This window comes from Spiroplasma endosymbiont of Thecophora atra, from assembly GCF_964019735.1.
GTDB classification, from domain to species: domain Bacteria; phylum Bacillota_I; class Bacilli_A; order Mycoplasmatales; family VBWQ01; genus Spiroplasma_E; species Spiroplasma_E ixodetis_A.
Genome location: NZ_OZ026464.1, coordinates 881219 through 898002 on the forward strand (window position 1 = coordinate 881219; position 16784 = coordinate 898002).

Below are 16784 nucleotides of genomic sequence, written 5' to 3' on the forward strand. Positions count from 1 at the left end.
CTAAGTTTTAATTTTATTATTTATTTTATATACATATTCAAAAATTTGTAAAATACACTTAATAAATATTTAATTTTTATTATGTCTATGTATAATTAAAATAAAATATCAACATCATATTTCATGTTATTTGAAAGGAAAATTAAATTGAGTCAAAATCAAGTATTTAGTTGAATAGGTGTTATTTCTGGTTCTAGCTTACTTATTTCTTTTATATTACTTTTAATGTTTTTACTAATAAAATTTTTATTAAATTATAAACAAAAAAACAAAGTTAAAAGAATACTTTCTTCAAATGATTTTAGTCAAATCATAGAAACGAAAAAAGAATTAAAAATAAAACTAAGAAAATATTTTAAAGAAATATTTATTAGAGATGTTGATATAAATTTATTTAAAAAATTCCTAAAATCAGAAAGTGGAGTTAATAAAAAACCAACAAAAATTGCCTGAAATTTTTTTATAATTTTGACAAGTTCAATATTAGTAAATAAATCCGAAGGAAGAGTTTCTGAAGCAATCAAAAGTATTTTTAATACTTTTGATGAAAGTAAACAAATATTATTAACTTCTGATAAAAATAACTTAGTAACAGATGTAATTTTAAAAATTATGAATTTAAAAATCAGACCAATCTTAATTGCTAGTAGATCACTAACAAAAATAGATACTAATGGTAATTTTATCATTAATGATGAAAATTTAAGCAAAGAAGAAATCGAAAATTTTTGAAAACAAATTGATAAAGTTAGAAAAGATTTAATAGAAAACAAATACTTATATTTTATTTCAATACTTTCACTTTCAACTGCAACTAATGAACAAATCAAAAAATTATTAAACTACACAGATCAGTATAAAATACATAAAAAAGAAACATTATAAAAATAATTTTTTTAAAAAAATTCTTATATTATGTTGCTTTTTAATAGATTTTTTTAATTATATATGTATATAATTAAAATGGAATATTATTATTAATATCATAATAATTTTCAATAAATATTAATAAGAAACTAAAATAAAATTAATAACTAACACAAAACAAGTAACTATTTAATTAAAAAATTATAATACTAAATTTTTTTATTTTTTTTAAACTAATACCCCAAATTATAAATATAAAAGTTATATATTTTTTTGTCGTATTATGTTTAACATTTTATGGATAAAACTAAGGAAAAGCAGATTGACTACAACTAAAATATTTAATTGAATAGCTTATATTTCAAGTATTGCTTTACTTATTTTTTTCATATTACTTTTAATGTTTTTACTAATAAAATTTTTATTAAATTATAAACAAAAAAACAAAGTTAAAAGGATACTTTCTTCAAATGATTTTAGTCAAATCATAGGAACGAAAAAAGAATTAAAAATAAAACTAAGAAAATATTTTAAAGAAATATTTATTAGAGATGTTGATATAAATTTATTTAAAAAATTCCTAAAATCAGAAAGTGGAGTTAATAAAAAACCAACAAAAATTGCCTGAAATTTTTTTATAATTTTGACAAGTTCAATATTAGTAAATAAATCCGAAGGAAGAGTTTCTGAAGCAATCAAAAGTATTAAAAATACTTTTGATGAAAGTAAACAAATATTATTAACTTCCGATAACAATAATTTAGTAACAGATGTAATTTTAAAAATTATGAATTTAAAAATCAGACCAATCTTAATTGCTAGTAGATCACTAACAAAATAGATACTAATGGTAATTTCATCATTAATGATGAAAATTTAAGCAAAGAAGAAATCGAAGATTTTTGAAAACAAATTGATAAAGTTAGAAAAGATTTAATAGAAAACAAATACTTATATTTTATTTCAATACTTTCACTTTCAACTGCAACTAATGAACAAATCAAAAAATTATTAAACTACACAGATTAAAATATTAAATGTTTAAATAAAATATAAGTAAAAAACAAATTTAAATTTTTAAAACAATATCTTTAAAATTACCTATTAAGACTTATGTTTTATAATTTTTTTGATTATAAAACATAAGTCTTAATAATGTTAAAAAAAGGAGTTAAACAGTGAGAAAAATTTTTATTTCATATCATCATCTAAGAGAACAAGAAGAAAAAGACCAATTAGCAGAGTTAATTAAAAAGTATGCTAATTATTTAAATATAAAAGACATGTCTGTAGAAATAGGGGATATTGATACCACATGATCAAATAATGAAATCGCTAAAACTATTAGACAAAATCATTTAAAAGATACAACTATTACTATTCTTATTCTAGGAATACATACAAAATGTAGACAACATATTGACTGAGAAATTGAAGCTTCATTAAATAAATATGGAAGTTTAAATAGAAGAAAGAAGATAAATAGTTTTATAATACTTTTAACTGCTGATTTTATTAAAAAAGCAAAAATAAATTGTAATTTTAATAACACTTGTGATTATTCTTCTTTAATCACCCAAGAAAATGCTGGTCAAAGAATATATGAAACCGTAATAAATAAACATGTAATTATTGCTACTTATGATGAAATCTTTTCAGATATAATAATTCTTAAAAATTTACTTGATAAAGTTCAATCTAATCATAAAAAAGAAGAAATGTTTTATCAAAATGTTATCAGCCCTAGTTTTTTAAAACCAACTGTTTTAAAAGATAATACTAAAGATACTGTTTTTAATGAAAAAAAAGAAATAGATAATGCAATATTATCTTCAAATAAAGATAATGGTTTTAAAGAAGAAGATAGTGATATTGAAATACTTTCTAAATCAGACGAAGAAATAGAAAATACAAAATTATCTTCAAATAAAGATAATGGTGTTAACAAAGAAAATGATGATAATGATAGTGTAGTACCTTCTAAATCAGAGGAAAAAATAAATAATGAAAAATTAACTTCAAGTCAAGATAGTGGTTTTAACGAAGATGATGATAGTAATATTGTAGTACCTTCTAAATCAGAGGAAAAAATAAATGATGCAATATTAACTTTGAGTAAAGATAATGATTTTAACAAAGATAATGATAGTAATATTGTAGTACCTTTTAAATTAGAGGAAAAAATAGATAATGTAATATTAACTTCAATTCAAGATAGTGAAATTAATAATCAATTACTACAAGAAACTACAACCAACTTTACTAAAGATGATAATAAAAGTAATCTTTTAAGAAAATTATCTTTAAAACATAATAGTAAAGATAGTGGAATTGGTAGTAAACTACAAAAAATAAGTATAATGAAAGATGAAAATTTTAAAAGAATACATCTCCATAAAAAAGGTAATTCAGAAGAATGTGAAGCAAAAGAAAAAGAAGAAAAAACAATGCAAGAGTTTACTAAAAAAACAAAAAAATTTATAAATTCTGGTAAAACTAATTATACACAAGAATGTCCAGAAATATATTTATCCTATCTTTAAAACATACAACTAGTAAAATTAAACATTAGAAAATAAAATATAAATATTTAAAAAGTGAGAATAAAATTCTCACTTTTTATTTTTATTTTAATTTAGTATTCTTCTTCAAGTGAAGAATTACCCATACCTATTAACTTCTCAGTTGGCATTAAACCAGTACCGGCCGGTATCAAGTTTCCTAAAATAACATTTTCCTTTAAACCACGTAAATTATCTTGTTTTGACTTAATAACAGCATTAGTTAATACTCTTGTTGTATCTTGGAAAGAAGCAGCAGCCAAGAATGATTCTGATTCTAATGGTGCTTTTTTAATCCCTAAAATAATTGGATGACCAAAAGCGGGTTTTTTACCAGCAACAATAATTTTAGCATTAACATTCTTAAATTCTTTGATATCAACAATCGCTCCAGGCAATAATGGTGAATCATTACCTTCAACTACAAAAATACGATTCAACATTTGTTTTACAATAATTTCAATATACTTATCAGAAATTTCAATTCCTTGTAAACGATAAACACGTTGTACTTCTTTTAAAATATATTGTTGAACTTCAATGATTCCTGCTATTTCTAGTAATTGTGTAATATTAATTGCACCTTCAGTTAGTTTTTGGCCAATCTTAACATTATCACCAATTTTAATTCTTACCTGCGCATTATATTGAGTTTTATATTCTTTATAGTCAAGTTTTGACTTTACAGTAATTGTATAAATTCCTTGCTCTTCACGAATATCTGTTACTTTACCATCAAACTCACTAATAATAGCAACAGCACCTTTGGGATTAGTAATATCTAATAATTCTTTAATTCTTGGTAATCCTTGGGTAATATCACTACCACCAGCAACTCCTCCAGTATGGAAAGTTCTCATCGTTAGTTGAGTTCCTGGTTCACCAATTGATTGCGCTGCAATAATTCCAACTGCTTCACCAATAGCAACAATAGAACCTGTTGTTAAATTAATACCATAACATTTTTGACAAACACCATAACTTGCTTCACAAGTTAAAACTGAACGAATATTTATTTTTGTAATTTTTGCCTCTAATATTGTTTCTACTAATTTTTCAGTAATTAATTCATTATTTGCAACAATTACATTATTTTTACTATCAACAACATCACCTTGAACAAAACGTCCAAATAAACGGTCACGTAAGGGCACAATAATATTATTACGTTTTTGGTCAACAACGTCACTAATTATAAAGCCATTACCGGTATTACAATCTTCTTCAGTAACAATAATATCTTGTGAAACGTCAACTAGTCTTCTTGTTAAATAACCTGAGTCAGAAGTTTTAAGCGCCATATCTGCCATTCCTTTACGAGCACCATGGGTAGAAATAAAGAACTCTGAAACATTTAATCCTTCACGGAATGAAGATTTAATTGGTAATTCAATAACTTCTCCTTTTGGATTATTCATTAAACCACGCATCCCTACTAATTGAGTAAAGTTACTAATATTAGTTCTAGCACCTGAATCTCACATCATAAAGATTGGATTTTCAATATCTTTTCTTAAAACTGTTTCTAGTTCAACTTGAATATTATTTTTAATTCCACTTCATTTATTAATAATATGGTAATGACGCTCACGATTAGTTAGCATACCTTGTTTATAAAACTTGTTAATTGTTTTAACATATTCATCTGCTTCTTTAAATAATCTTGTTTTACCTGAATAAGATACAACATCGCCTGCAGAAATTGTTGTTCCTGAAATTGTTGAAAATTTAAAACCAAGATTTTTCATTTTATCTAACATTTGTGCAGTTAATTGAGTTCCAAAAGTTTTAAAATATTTATGAATAATATCTGCTAAAGCTTTTTTCTTAAATGGTTCAACAATAATTCTTTTTTTAATAAATTCACGAAAATCAACATCAGTTGTAACTAAATCTTCATTATGGGTTTCAGTTAAATTAATAATATTTGGGCGATTAATAAATGGCATTCTTTCTGAAAACATTTGATTAAAAATAATCTTACCAATAGTAGTAATTAAAAATTTGTTTTGATCGGTAGCAGCAAATTTACTTGCACCTAAACTAGCAACACGAATTCCAATAATAGCATGTAATGAAACTTGTTTTGTATCATAAGCTTTAATTGCTTCATTAACATCTTTAAAAATTGAACCTTGACCTAATTCATCTAATTTTTCAATAGTTAAATAATAATTACCAAGAACCATATCTTGAGTTGGCGTAACAATTGGTTTACCATCTTTAGGACTTAAAATATTTTTTGAACCTAACATTAAACTTCTTGCTTCAGCTACTGCTTCTTGGGTAATTGGCACGTGAACAGCCATTTGGTCACCATCAAAGTCAGCATTAAAAGCAGGAGTTACTAGTGGATGTAAACGAATAGCTTTCCCTTTAACTAGAATTGGTTCAAATGCTTGAATTCCTAAACGGTGTAAAGTTGGGGCACGGTTTAATAAAACAGGACGATCTTTAATTACTTCTTCTAAAACATCTCAAATTCGTTCATCTTGGATTTCAATTAATTTTTCAGCAATTTTAATATTTAAAGCTAATTCTTGATGAACTAATCTTTGCACAACAAAAGGTTTGAACAAAATAATTGCCATATCACGAGGAATACCACATTGATACATTTTTAATTCCGGACCAACAGCAATAACACTTCGACCTGAATAATCAACACGCTTACCTAATAAGTTTTGACGGAAACGTCCTTGTTTTCCTTTTAATGTTGAAGTTAAAGATTTTAATGGACGTTTATCTCTTCCTGTTACTGGACGTGCTTTACGTTCATTATCAAATAAAGCATCAACTGATTCTTGCAACATTCTTTTTTCATTATTAATAATTAAGATTGGTGCTCCCATTTGTTTTACTTTTTTTAAGCGTTCATTACGAATAATAATTCTTCGATATAAATCATTAATTTCTGATGTTGTAAAACGACCACCATCTAACTGAATAATTGGACGAATATCAGGTGGAATCACCGGAATAGCGTGTAATACCATTCATTCTGGTTTATTTCCTGATTTAGCAAATGAATCAATAACATCTAAACGACGTTCTAGTTTTCTACGATCAGTTTGTGATTTCTTGTTTGTCAATTGTTTTTTAATGGCAAGAAATTCTTTTTCTAAATTAATATTTTTTAATAAATACTCAATAGCTGAAGCACCAATTCCAAATTTTGTTCCAGTATGTTTAGTAATAAATTGAGCACATTCATCCATTGAAAATGGACGTGAAGTATCTGCTAAAGTATCAGTTAACATTTGAGCACGAGTATAAGCAAAAGAAGAAGGTTCTAATTGTTCTAAAATTTGTGCAAATACTTTACGTAAACGATTACGAGTATCAGTTGAAGATTTAGCATTACCTAAATCCATAATCATTTTTTGTTTTAAACCTTTAGCGGTCCCTGGGTCTAAAACAATATAAGAAACAAAATATGCTACTTCTTCTAAGTCTTTAGCTTTCATATCTAATGCTAACGCAATTCTTGAAGGAGAAGCCTTTAACATTCAAATATGAGTTACTGGCTCTTCTAACTCAATGTGTCCTAAACGTTCACGTCGAACAATTGCTTCAGTAATTTCTACTAAACAACGTTCACAAACTTTACCTTTATTTTTTATTTTCTTATATTTACCACAAGTACATTCATAATTTTTAGTTGGTCCAAATATTCGTGCATCAAATAATCCATCTTTTTCAGGTTTTAATGACTTATAATTAATTGTTTCTGGCTTTGTAATTTCTCCATGTGATCATGAGCGAATTTGATCGGGAGAAGCAAGAGAAATTTTAAGGGCAGTATAATGTTTTGAATTTTTTTGCATTTGCATATATTTATTACTCCTTTTCTAATCCTCAAGATAACTTTCGACTTCTTCATCGTAAGTTACCACTTTTTGTTCTTGACCTTTTTCGTCAATTAACACAATATTTATTCCTAAACCTTGTAGTTCTTTTGTTAAAACATTAAATGATTCAGGGATACCTGGCGTTGGAATCTGTTTATTACGTAGAATCGCTTCATAAGTTTTAATTCTACCTTTAATATCATCAGATTTAATAGTTAGGATTTCTTGTAAAGTATGAGCAGCACCATAAGCTTCTAATGCTCAAACTTCCATTTCTCCAAATCTTTGTCCACCATTTTGTGCCTTACCACCTAATGGTTGTTGAGTAATTAATGAATATGGACCCACATTACGAGCATGTAATTTATCATCTACCATATGTGATAGTTTTAGCATATACATAACACCAACAGAAATTTTCTTGGCAAACTTTTCACCAGTTAAACCATCATATAATGTTAATTTATCAAAATCATTATATTTTGCTTCTTTCATAATATCTAACAAGTCTTGATTTTTTGCACCATCAAAAACAGGGGTTGCTACTTTAATTCCTAAAGTTTTAGCAGCCATTCCTAAGTGTAATTCAAGAATTTGTCCAATATTCATCCGCGATGGTACTCCTAATGGATTTAACATAATATCAACCGGTGTTCCATCTTCTAGGAAAGGCATATCTTCAATTGGTAAGACTTTAGAAATAACACCTTTATTTCCGTGTCTTCCAGCCATTTTATCTCCTTCTCGGATTTTACGTTTTTGGACAATAAATATTTTAACTACTTCTTCTACTTCTGAAGGTAAGTCAAAACCATCTTCACGTTTATAACGTTTAATACCTTGAACAATTCCAGCACCACCATTAGGTACTCGTAATGAATTATCTTTAACATTACGTGATTTTTCACCAAAAATAGCTGCTAATAATTTTTCTTCAGCAGTTGATTGTGTTTGACCTTTTGGTGTAACTTTACCAACAAGAATATCTCCTTCTTTAACTTCAGTTCCAATTAAAACAATTCCTTCATCATCAAGATAACCTCTTGATTGTTCAGAAGTATTAGGGATTTCACGTGTAATTTCTTCTTTACCTTGTTTTGTTTTTCGACATTCTAAATTATATTCTTCAATATGCATTGAAGTATAAACATCATCTTTTACTAAACGTTCACTAATAATAATAGCATCTTCATAGTTATAACCATGTCAAGTCATGAAAGCAATAATTACATTTTGTCCTAATGCAAGTTCGCCATCTTTCATCGAAGGTCCATCTGCTAAAATTTGATTAACTTCAACTTTATCACCAACTTTTACTAATGGCACATGAGTTACTGCTGTTCCTTGATTACTACGTTCAAAACGACTTAACTCATAAGTTGTTATTTCATCTTCTGATTTAATAATAATTTCATGAGAATCAACATATTGTACAACTCCCGGTAAATTAGCAACAATAGCTAATCCTGAGTCACGAGCAACAGCATACTCAACACCCGTACCAACAATTGGTGTTTGCGGTTTTAATAATGGAATTGCTTGACGTTGCATATTAGCTCCCATTAAAGCACGGTTAGCATCATCATTTTCTAAAAAGGGAATACAACTTGTAGCTATTGACACAATTTGTTTTGGTGAAACATCAATATATTCAACTTCGTTTGGTCCAACAATAATATTTTGACCATTACTACGAGCAATAACATTATTATTTTTAATAACATTATTAGTATCTAATTCAATATTAGCTTGTGCAATGATATAATTCTTTTCTTCACCAGCAGTTAAATATTTAATTTCATTAGTAATTTTACCTGCAATTACTTGACGGTAAGGTGTTTCAATAAAACCGTATTCATTAATACGAGCATAAGTGGCTAAATTATTGATTAAACCAATATTAGGTCCTTCAGGAGTTTCAATCGGACAAATTCTTCCATAGTGAGAATAGTGAACATCACGAACTTCTAAACTAGCACGATCACGTGATAATCCACCAGGTCCTAAAGCAGTTAAACGTCTTTTATTAGCCAATTCTGCTAATGGATTAGTTTGATCCATAAATTGTGATAATTGTGATAAGTTAAAAAACTCACCAATAACAGCTGTTAATGGTTTATTATTTGTAATATTTGCTGGTTTCATTTTATCACTATCAGTAGTTGACATTTTTTCTTTAACGTTTTTTTCAATACGTCCCATTCCAATACGAAATTGGTTTTGTAATAATTCACCAATTGTACGAATACGACGATTTGCTAAGTGATCAATATCATCAGCATTACCAATACCATGAACAAAATTTAAAATATAAGAAAGCGTTGCTAAAACATCAGCAATAGTAATAATTACTTCTTTACATTTAGGATTAATTCCAACAACATTAATAACTTCATTTAATCTTTCTTTATCATTATAAACTTTAATTAACTGCACATAATGTTTTGGTTCACTATCACTGATTGATGTTTTTAAAGGTACTAAACATGCTCCTTCTTCTAATACTGTTTTTAGAATTTCTAATTGTGATTTACCAATTACTGTTTTTTTGGATAAAACAACATTACCTCTAATATCTTTAATATCTTCAGCTAGAATGTAATTTAAAACACGATCTGTAATAGCTAATTTTTGAATTAGCTTATATCTTCCTGCTTTTGTTAAATCATATTTTTTTGAATCAAATAATAATCCAGTTAAAAATTTTGCAGCACCATCAACACTGGCAGTTTCTCCGGCTTTAATTTTTTTATAAATTTCTTGTACTGCTGCTGGTCAATTTTGATGTTCATCATATTCATAAGTATTTAATAAAACATCATCTTTACCAATGATATTAATAACATCATCTTTAGTTAATCCTAAGGCAGTAAGTAAAGTGGTTACTGCAATTTTACGTGATTTTTCAATTTTAACTTGAATAATATCTTTAATTGCATTTTTATTACGAACTAATTTATTACGTTTAGAATCAGTTTCAAATTCTAGTCAAGTTCCACGTGATGGAATTAAATCACCTAAAAATTTATATAATCCGGTTTTTGGATCAATTTCAATTTTAAAATATGCACCTGGTGAACGAACTAATTGTGAAACAACAACCTTTTCACTTCCATTAATAATAAATGTTCCTTTTTGTGTCATTAATGGAAAATCACCTAAAAATACATCTCCTTCACGAGTTAATGTATAATCAACAATTAAAACATCTTCTTCTCTACTTTTAATAGTAACTTCAATAGTTGAAAATTCACTATTAGCATGAACATTTTTTTCTTCAAAATAATATATATTATCGCTAACTTTTGGTTCATTAATGTTTTTAATACCAAATTGGTCTTTAATTCAACGCATTAAATAATCTAAAATATTATCTTTAGCAGCAATAGTTAAATGATGATTATTTTCATGAATTGATAAAGATAATTTTGTATAGATTGGTGCTTCATAAGTTTTTGACTCATCTTTTGCTTCTTTTAATGTTCTTCTTGGTTTACGAAATTCTCAATCAATCAATGATAAAATAATACGATTATCATTATCAGTTACCGGAAATATTTCATTAAATACTTCTTGTATTCCTGTATCAATAAATCATTTATAAGTATCACGTTGAATTGAAATTAAATCAGGAAGATCTAAATTTCCTGATACTTTAGTATAGTCACGTCTTTTAGCATAATGACCAAATTGTTTTGTAGTATATGACATTGGTTCATCTCCAATTTTAAAAATTTATTAAAATCAAATAATTTGATTTCAGTTAATTAGTATTAATTTACTAATTAGTTTGATAAAATATTAAGTTTTAAGTTGATAATTTTTAGTTAAATAACAAACAGAAAACCAGTATTAATTAAAACTGGTTTTCATATAAATTTTTAATATTTGAACTACTTAACTTCAACAATAGCACCAACGGCTTTTAACGTTGCTTCGTGTTCTGTTGCTTTTGCTGTATCAATATTTTCTAAAATCTTTTGTGGTCCTGTTGCTACTGCATCAACCATTTTTTTAGCATCCATTAAAGACATTGTACCACCAACAATTGCTTTAACTGCTTTAATAACATCAACTTTTTTGTCTCCTACTTCTTTTAAGATTACAGAAACTGTTGATGGTTTTGTTGCTTCTTCTTTAGCTGCTGATGGTGCAGAAACAACTGCTGCAGTTACTCCAAAAGTTGTTTCAATTAATTCAACTAATTCTTTTAATTGAACTGCTGTCATTGTTTTAACATGTTCAATAATTTGTTTATTTGTAATATTTTCCATTATTTTTTCCTCCATATATTTTTTTATTTAATAAGTGTTAATTATGCGTTTTCTTTTTGTTGGGCTACTGCTTTAATTGCTAAAGCCAAATTGCAAACTGGTGCTTGTAAACAAGAAGCTAACATTGAAATTAATTCTAATTTTGATGGTAATGAAGCTATTTTTTGTAACTCACTTTGGTCAATAACTTTCCCTTCAAAAATGCCACCTCTTAATACTAATAATTTATTAATTTTAGCATAATTAGAAACTATTTTAGCTGTTTCTAAGTCGTTTTCAAATCCAAAGATAAAACCATTTGGGCCAACTAAACTACTTTCAAGCGATGAATATTCTTTTTTTAAAGCACGAGCAACTAAATTATTCTTATAAATAGTGAATGTTGCACCTTTAGCTCTTAATTCCTTACATAAAGAACTAATTTCTTCAACATTCATACCTTGATATTGTACAACAATTGTTGTTTTTGAATCATTAATTTGCTTAGCAATTAAATCAATAGTTTTTTGTTTTTCAACCATTGCTGGGCGCATAAGTACACCTCCTTATTATTCTGAAATAACTAGCAATAAGTAGTAAATAAAACTCGGAACAAAACCGAGTAAATCACATGCATATATAATGATGGAAATTACCTGAGCAACATAATTAAGACAAAAGTCCGTTGCTGTCTTTGGCTTATTCTAGCTTATATATTATATGATATATATATATTAAAATCAAGAAAAATTTACAAAAGATTAAATAAATAATTTTTTATTATATATCTTTTAAGTTATAAACACTATTTTTAATAACATAAATGCTAATTTCATCAATATCTTAATTAAGATTAAAAAAATAAATTAAAATAAACTTCATATTGAAGTTTATTTTAATTAAAAAAATTGTTTTTTTATAACTGGTTACTATTTTTACTACTAGAGTTTTTGCTTTCACTTGAAGAAGATTCACTATTTATTTTTGATTTATCTAACTCAAGATTTTTACAAACTCTTTCTCTTCTTTCAGATTCATTTTTTTCTCCTCAAGCTTTATTTATTTTATCAGCATTTTTAGCATGTGCTTCTTGTTTTAATTTATTATTCTCAATAGATTTTCATGGCATAATTTATTATTCCTTTCACTTTTTGAATATTTTTTCTACCTTTAAATACTCAATAAAATTATATATTTTTTATTAAAAATATATATAAAAATATATAAAAAATTATTCTTACTTAATTAAGTAAGAATAATTAAACTAATTATCGTTATATTTTAAAATGAGTAACGTCGTTGTCTTACATTTGTAGGAGGTTGCATATTGTCCATAGAATTTGCTTTATCTACATCAAACTGATTTTCAAGTGGAATTATATTATTTTCAACATTTATTATTGTTTTATCATTCATTAGTTAATTTATAGTTTTAAGTTTTCTACCATCCAGTTCTTATTTTAATATATTAAATTGTGTTTCTAACTTAGTTTCTAATTTATCACTTGTTAAATCCTTAGATACTGATTTAACTTCTTTTTTTCTTTTTCTTTTTTATCTTTATTATTTTTAAATATTTTATTATAAATTCATGATTCAACTTTTTTTGATGCAGTTGAAAAAACTGATGTAATTGCTTTAAAACCTCCACTAATAAAAACTGAAGCAATAGCAATATCAATCTTAATTGTTGCCACTATTGCAGCAGCCAAATAAGGAGCTAAAATCACAGGAAGCAAATTTGGAAGAACAACAATAACAATAGTAATGACTAAAATAATAACCCAAACTTTTCACTCCGTTTTAGATGGCTTTGATTTTAATTCCATTTGTTCTTTTAATAATTCTTTAACTGGCATTGTACTAATATTATTTGCATTTTCTTTATCAATTAAACAAGTGCTTTTTTTATATTCTTCAATACTCTGGTACTTTTTAGTCTGTTTTCAAACTTCAACCTCATTTTTTTCATTATTATCAAAATATATTATTTCTTCAAAAATTGATTCATCATTATAAACTAAAGTTGTTATATAAAATATCTTATCTTCAATTGGAAAAATTTCTTCATAAATTTTTTGAACATTTTGATTTTTAATATTTCATTCTTTTTTTATTTCTTTTTTTAACTTAGAAATATTAGAAAATATTTCTAGTTTTTGCTCTTCAGTTAAATTTTCTTCATCAATTTTTCTTTGTAGTTCTATTCTTCTATTAATATTTTCTTTTAATGATAACGGCATCCAATCATCACTATAACTATCTAGTTCACTATTTAAATTGCTTATAGTATTTTCTAATTCTTCAATTTTAGAATTATTTTTTTTAATATTATTATTCAATTCTTTTTTTATATTTCTTTGTTCTTCAATTTCTAATTCTTTATCTGATATTGTTTCTTTAAGCGCAAAATATTCTCTAAATTCACTATCGGTTGTATTTTGTTTCTTAGTTTTATTTATTTCCATTTTTCTTTCTTTACGTTTTAAATCATCAAGTAAAGGTTTAAGTTGAATAATTTCTAATTCAAAAAGATTTTCTCTAATAATAGTTAATTTTTTATTTAAATCATCATTTGTTCTTTTGACATCTTCTAATTGTTTTGTAAAATTAAAAATTTCTTCTCTAAGTTTACTTATCTTTTGATCTTCTATAATTGTAAGACAATTATATTTATATTTATTTAAAACATTACTATCATTATTTGCTTCATTTAAACTATTTTCACTTCTAGAAGATTTTATTGCTAAACCTCCATGTCTTTTTTTATAGAACCATCGGTTTGAGCAAAAATATTTTCTGGATTATTTTCCATTATTCGCTGAAATGTTGTTGATTTTCTTTTATCATTATCACGCATTTTATACACCTTCTTAGTAAAATAAAACCCATTTACTTACAAACAAAGCAATGGATTAAAAACTATATTTAGTTTTACACTTATCTTTTACCAAATTTTAGAAATTTTTACAATATTTTTTATTTTCATATTATATAAATAATTTAAATATTATTAAATTTTGAGGTATATAATAATTATTTAAAATAAAAGAGTTACCAATAATGGTAACTCCTATTCACTGTTAGGTGCCAACCGCAATGAATATTTACTTACCCTTAACTAAGTAAGTATTTTTATTATACTACTAAAATAAAGTTTTTTTAGTTTTATTTACTAAAAAAAATAAAACCTTTTTAATTTTATATATTTTTGATAATAATTTGATTTAAAAAAAGAAATCAACAAATAAATATTGAATAGTTGCAGAAATAGAGTCTATATTATTCACTTTTGTTTTAATGTCTTCAAATAAATTTTTTTGTGATTTCTGTTTTTGTGAAGAGAGATAACAATTTAGTTTCTTTTTAGATTTTTTTGGACAATCTTCTATATTTTCTTCAAACAAATTTTTTTGTGATTTCTGTTTTTGTGAAGAGAGATAACAATTTAGTTTCTTTTTAGATTTTTTTGGACAATCTTCTATATTTTCTTCAAACAAATTTATTTCTTTGAAAAGATCAAAGTTTTTTTTCAATTTTTCAGTTTTAACTTTATCTTGACATTTATCAAGTAATTTTTTAAACTTTAAAGGATTTGAAACTACATTTGAAAAACTTTCAACGATTGCATAGTTATTTATTACATTTTCATAAATTCTTGGAGTAGAATTTTGTTCATTAATTAAAGTTTTGTAATCATTATCATTAAAATCACAATTTTTTTTTGCTTTTTTAATAAAATCATCAGTTAAAAGTATTAATAAACCATTTTTTCCCCTTCGATGAAGACTACCATATATTGATAATGAAGATGCAATTTCTCAATCAATATGTTTTCTACATTTTGTATGTTTTCCTAAAATAACTACAGTAATGTCTGAATCTTTTAAATACTCTTCTCTAATAGTTTTAAATATCTTTTTAGGAGGCAATTGCGGATCAATATCACCTAGTTTTACAGATACGTCTTTCACTTCAAAATATTCTCCATAACACTGCAAAATTAATTCTGATAATTCATCCTTTGCTTTTTGTTCTCTTAAATGATGATATGAAATAAAAATTTTTAACATTATTCATTAACCTCTTTTTTAAAATTTTAAAAATATTTTTTATAAACTTTAATAAGTTTATACTTTATTATAAAATGCTAAATTGTAAAGGTAAGTGCAACTAAATTATTTTTCTATCCAAATATTCGATTGGTGAAAGATAATTTAGTATTTTTCTTGGTCTTTGGTTTAAAGACAATATAAATTTATGAACTTCATTTTTATTAGTTTTTGAAAAAATAAATTTTTTAGGAAATTTTTCTCTAATTAAACCATTAGTATTTTCATTAGTACCTCTTTGTCAAGGTGAATATGGATTGGCAAAATAAATTTTTATATCTAAATTTTTTTCAAGTTGTTGTCAATTTGAAAATTCTTTGCCACGATCAAAAGTAATAGTTTTAACAATGTTTTTAGGAAGAATTGATAAATAATAACTAACATTTTTATTAATAACTTTAGTAGTTCTGTTTTTAACTAATATTGCTAAAGTAAATCGTGATACTCTTTCAACTAAAGTTATTAAACATGATTTGCTTTTACCTCGTGATGATACTATAGTATCTCCTTCTCAATGACCAAGTGTTATACGATCATTAACATTTATATCTCGTTCTTTAATTGATTTACCATTAAACTTGCCACGATTTTCTTTAGATTTTCGTTTTTTACCTTTTCTTCTTAAATTTTTACTAGTAACTTTATCAAGCATTCCAAAATAAATTCAAGTATAAATTGTTTTAAAACTAATAACTCACTCTTTATGAAAATTTTTAATTCTGCCATAAATTTGTTCAGGTGATCAACCTAATAGTAATTTTTGTTGTACATATTTTACTAAATTCTTATTTTTAAACTTATGAAAACTAATATGTGATTGTTTTCGATTTTCAGCTTTATTTTGTGCAATTAATGAAAAATAATGATTATTATCTTTATTTCTATTAATTTCTCGAATAATAGTACTAATACTTCGATTAAGATTTTTAGCTATTTCACTAATTTTAAATTTAAATTTCAATTGATTCTCAATATAAATCCTTTCATCTATGCCAAGATGTTTATAACTCATATAAAAACTCCTTACTTTTTTCTAAACTAAATTTAGCATTATGAAATTTTTATATGAGAATTTTTTGCAATTTTATTTACTTGCACTTACAAGTATAACTCAGCAAATAATACTCACTAAAAGTAATA

11 protein-coding genes are annotated in these 16784 nt (G+C 25.2%); 3 read left to right on the top strand and 8 right to left on the bottom strand.

Annotated elements, in window-relative coordinates; translation table 4 throughout:
* The first annotated feature begins 225 nt into the window (after positions 1-225).
* The 3 genes from AACL05_RS05020 (at position 226) to AACL05_RS05030 (ending at position 3410) form a co-directional block, all read left to right on the top strand.
* On the top strand, positions 226-885 hold the full coding sequence (locus tag AACL05_RS05020; RefSeq protein WP_338985823.1) for a hypothetical protein: 660 nt from the start codon (positions 226-228) through the stop codon (positions 883-885).
* Positions 886-1267: 382 nt separating this feature from the next.
* The gene (locus tag AACL05_RS05025; protein ID WP_338960290.1) at positions 1268-1708 is read left to right on the top strand and encodes a hypothetical protein; all 441 of its coding nucleotides are present in this window, start codon (positions 1268-1270) and stop codon (positions 1706-1708) included.
* 337 nt (positions 1709-2045) lie between these two features.
* Complete coding sequence (locus tag AACL05_RS05030; protein WP_338985825.1) at positions 2046-3410, top strand: TIR domain-containing protein; 1365 nt, start codon at positions 2046-2048, stop codon at positions 3408-3410.
* A gap of 92 nt (positions 3411-3502) precedes the next feature.
* Here AACL05_RS05030 and rpoC read toward each other — a convergent pair whose 3' ends face one another.
* The 8 genes from rpoC to AACL05_RS05070 all read right to left on the bottom strand — a co-directional run bounded on the left by rpoC (position 3503) and on the right by AACL05_RS05070 (position 16656).
* Positions 3503-7255, bottom strand: coding sequence for a DNA-directed RNA polymerase subunit beta' (rpoC, locus tag AACL05_RS05035; protein ID WP_338963042.1), 3753 nt, complete (start codon positions 7253-7255; stop codon positions 3503-3505).
* Positions 7256-7279: 24 nt separating this feature from the next.
* Positions 7280-10990: a DNA-directed RNA polymerase subunit beta gene (locus AACL05_RS05040; RefSeq protein ID WP_338960294.1), complete on the bottom strand. Its 3711-nt coding sequence runs from the start codon at positions 10988-10990 to the stop codon at positions 7280-7282.
* A gap of 182 nt (positions 10991-11172) precedes the next feature.
* Positions 11173-11553 carry a 50S ribosomal protein L7/L12 gene (rplL, locus tag AACL05_RS05045; protein ID WP_338960297.1) on the bottom strand — a complete coding sequence of 127 codons (381 nt, stop codon included), beginning with the start codon at positions 11551-11553 and terminating at the stop codon, positions 11173-11175.
* Between the two features lie 41 nt (positions 11554-11594).
* Positions 11595-12086: a 50S ribosomal protein L10 gene (gene rplJ / locus AACL05_RS05050; protein ID WP_338960299.1), complete on the bottom strand. Its 492-nt coding sequence runs from the start codon at positions 12084-12086 to the stop codon at positions 11595-11597.
* A 362-nt stretch (positions 12087-12448) separates the two neighbouring features.
* On the bottom strand, positions 12449-12661 hold the full coding sequence (locus AACL05_RS05055; protein ID WP_252320294.1) for a hypothetical protein: 213 nt from the start codon (positions 12659-12661) through the stop codon (positions 12449-12451).
* A 379-nt stretch (positions 12662-13040) separates the two neighbouring features.
* Positions 13041-14000, bottom strand: coding sequence for a hypothetical protein (locus tag AACL05_RS05060; protein WP_338960301.1), 960 nt, complete (start codon positions 13998-14000; stop codon positions 13041-13043).
* A 759-nt stretch (positions 14001-14759) separates the two neighbouring features.
* On the bottom strand, positions 14760-15605 hold the full coding sequence (locus tag AACL05_RS05065) for a TIR domain-containing protein (RefSeq protein ID WP_338985827.1): 846 nt from the start codon (positions 15603-15605) through the stop codon (positions 14760-14762).
* Positions 15606-15705: 100 nt separating this feature from the next.
* Positions 15706-16656 (bottom strand): IS30 family transposase, encoded by a 951-nt coding sequence (locus AACL05_RS05070; RefSeq protein ID WP_338960236.1) that lies wholly within the window; start codon positions 16654-16656, stop codon positions 15706-15708.
* Positions 16657-16784: the final 128 nt, after the last annotated feature.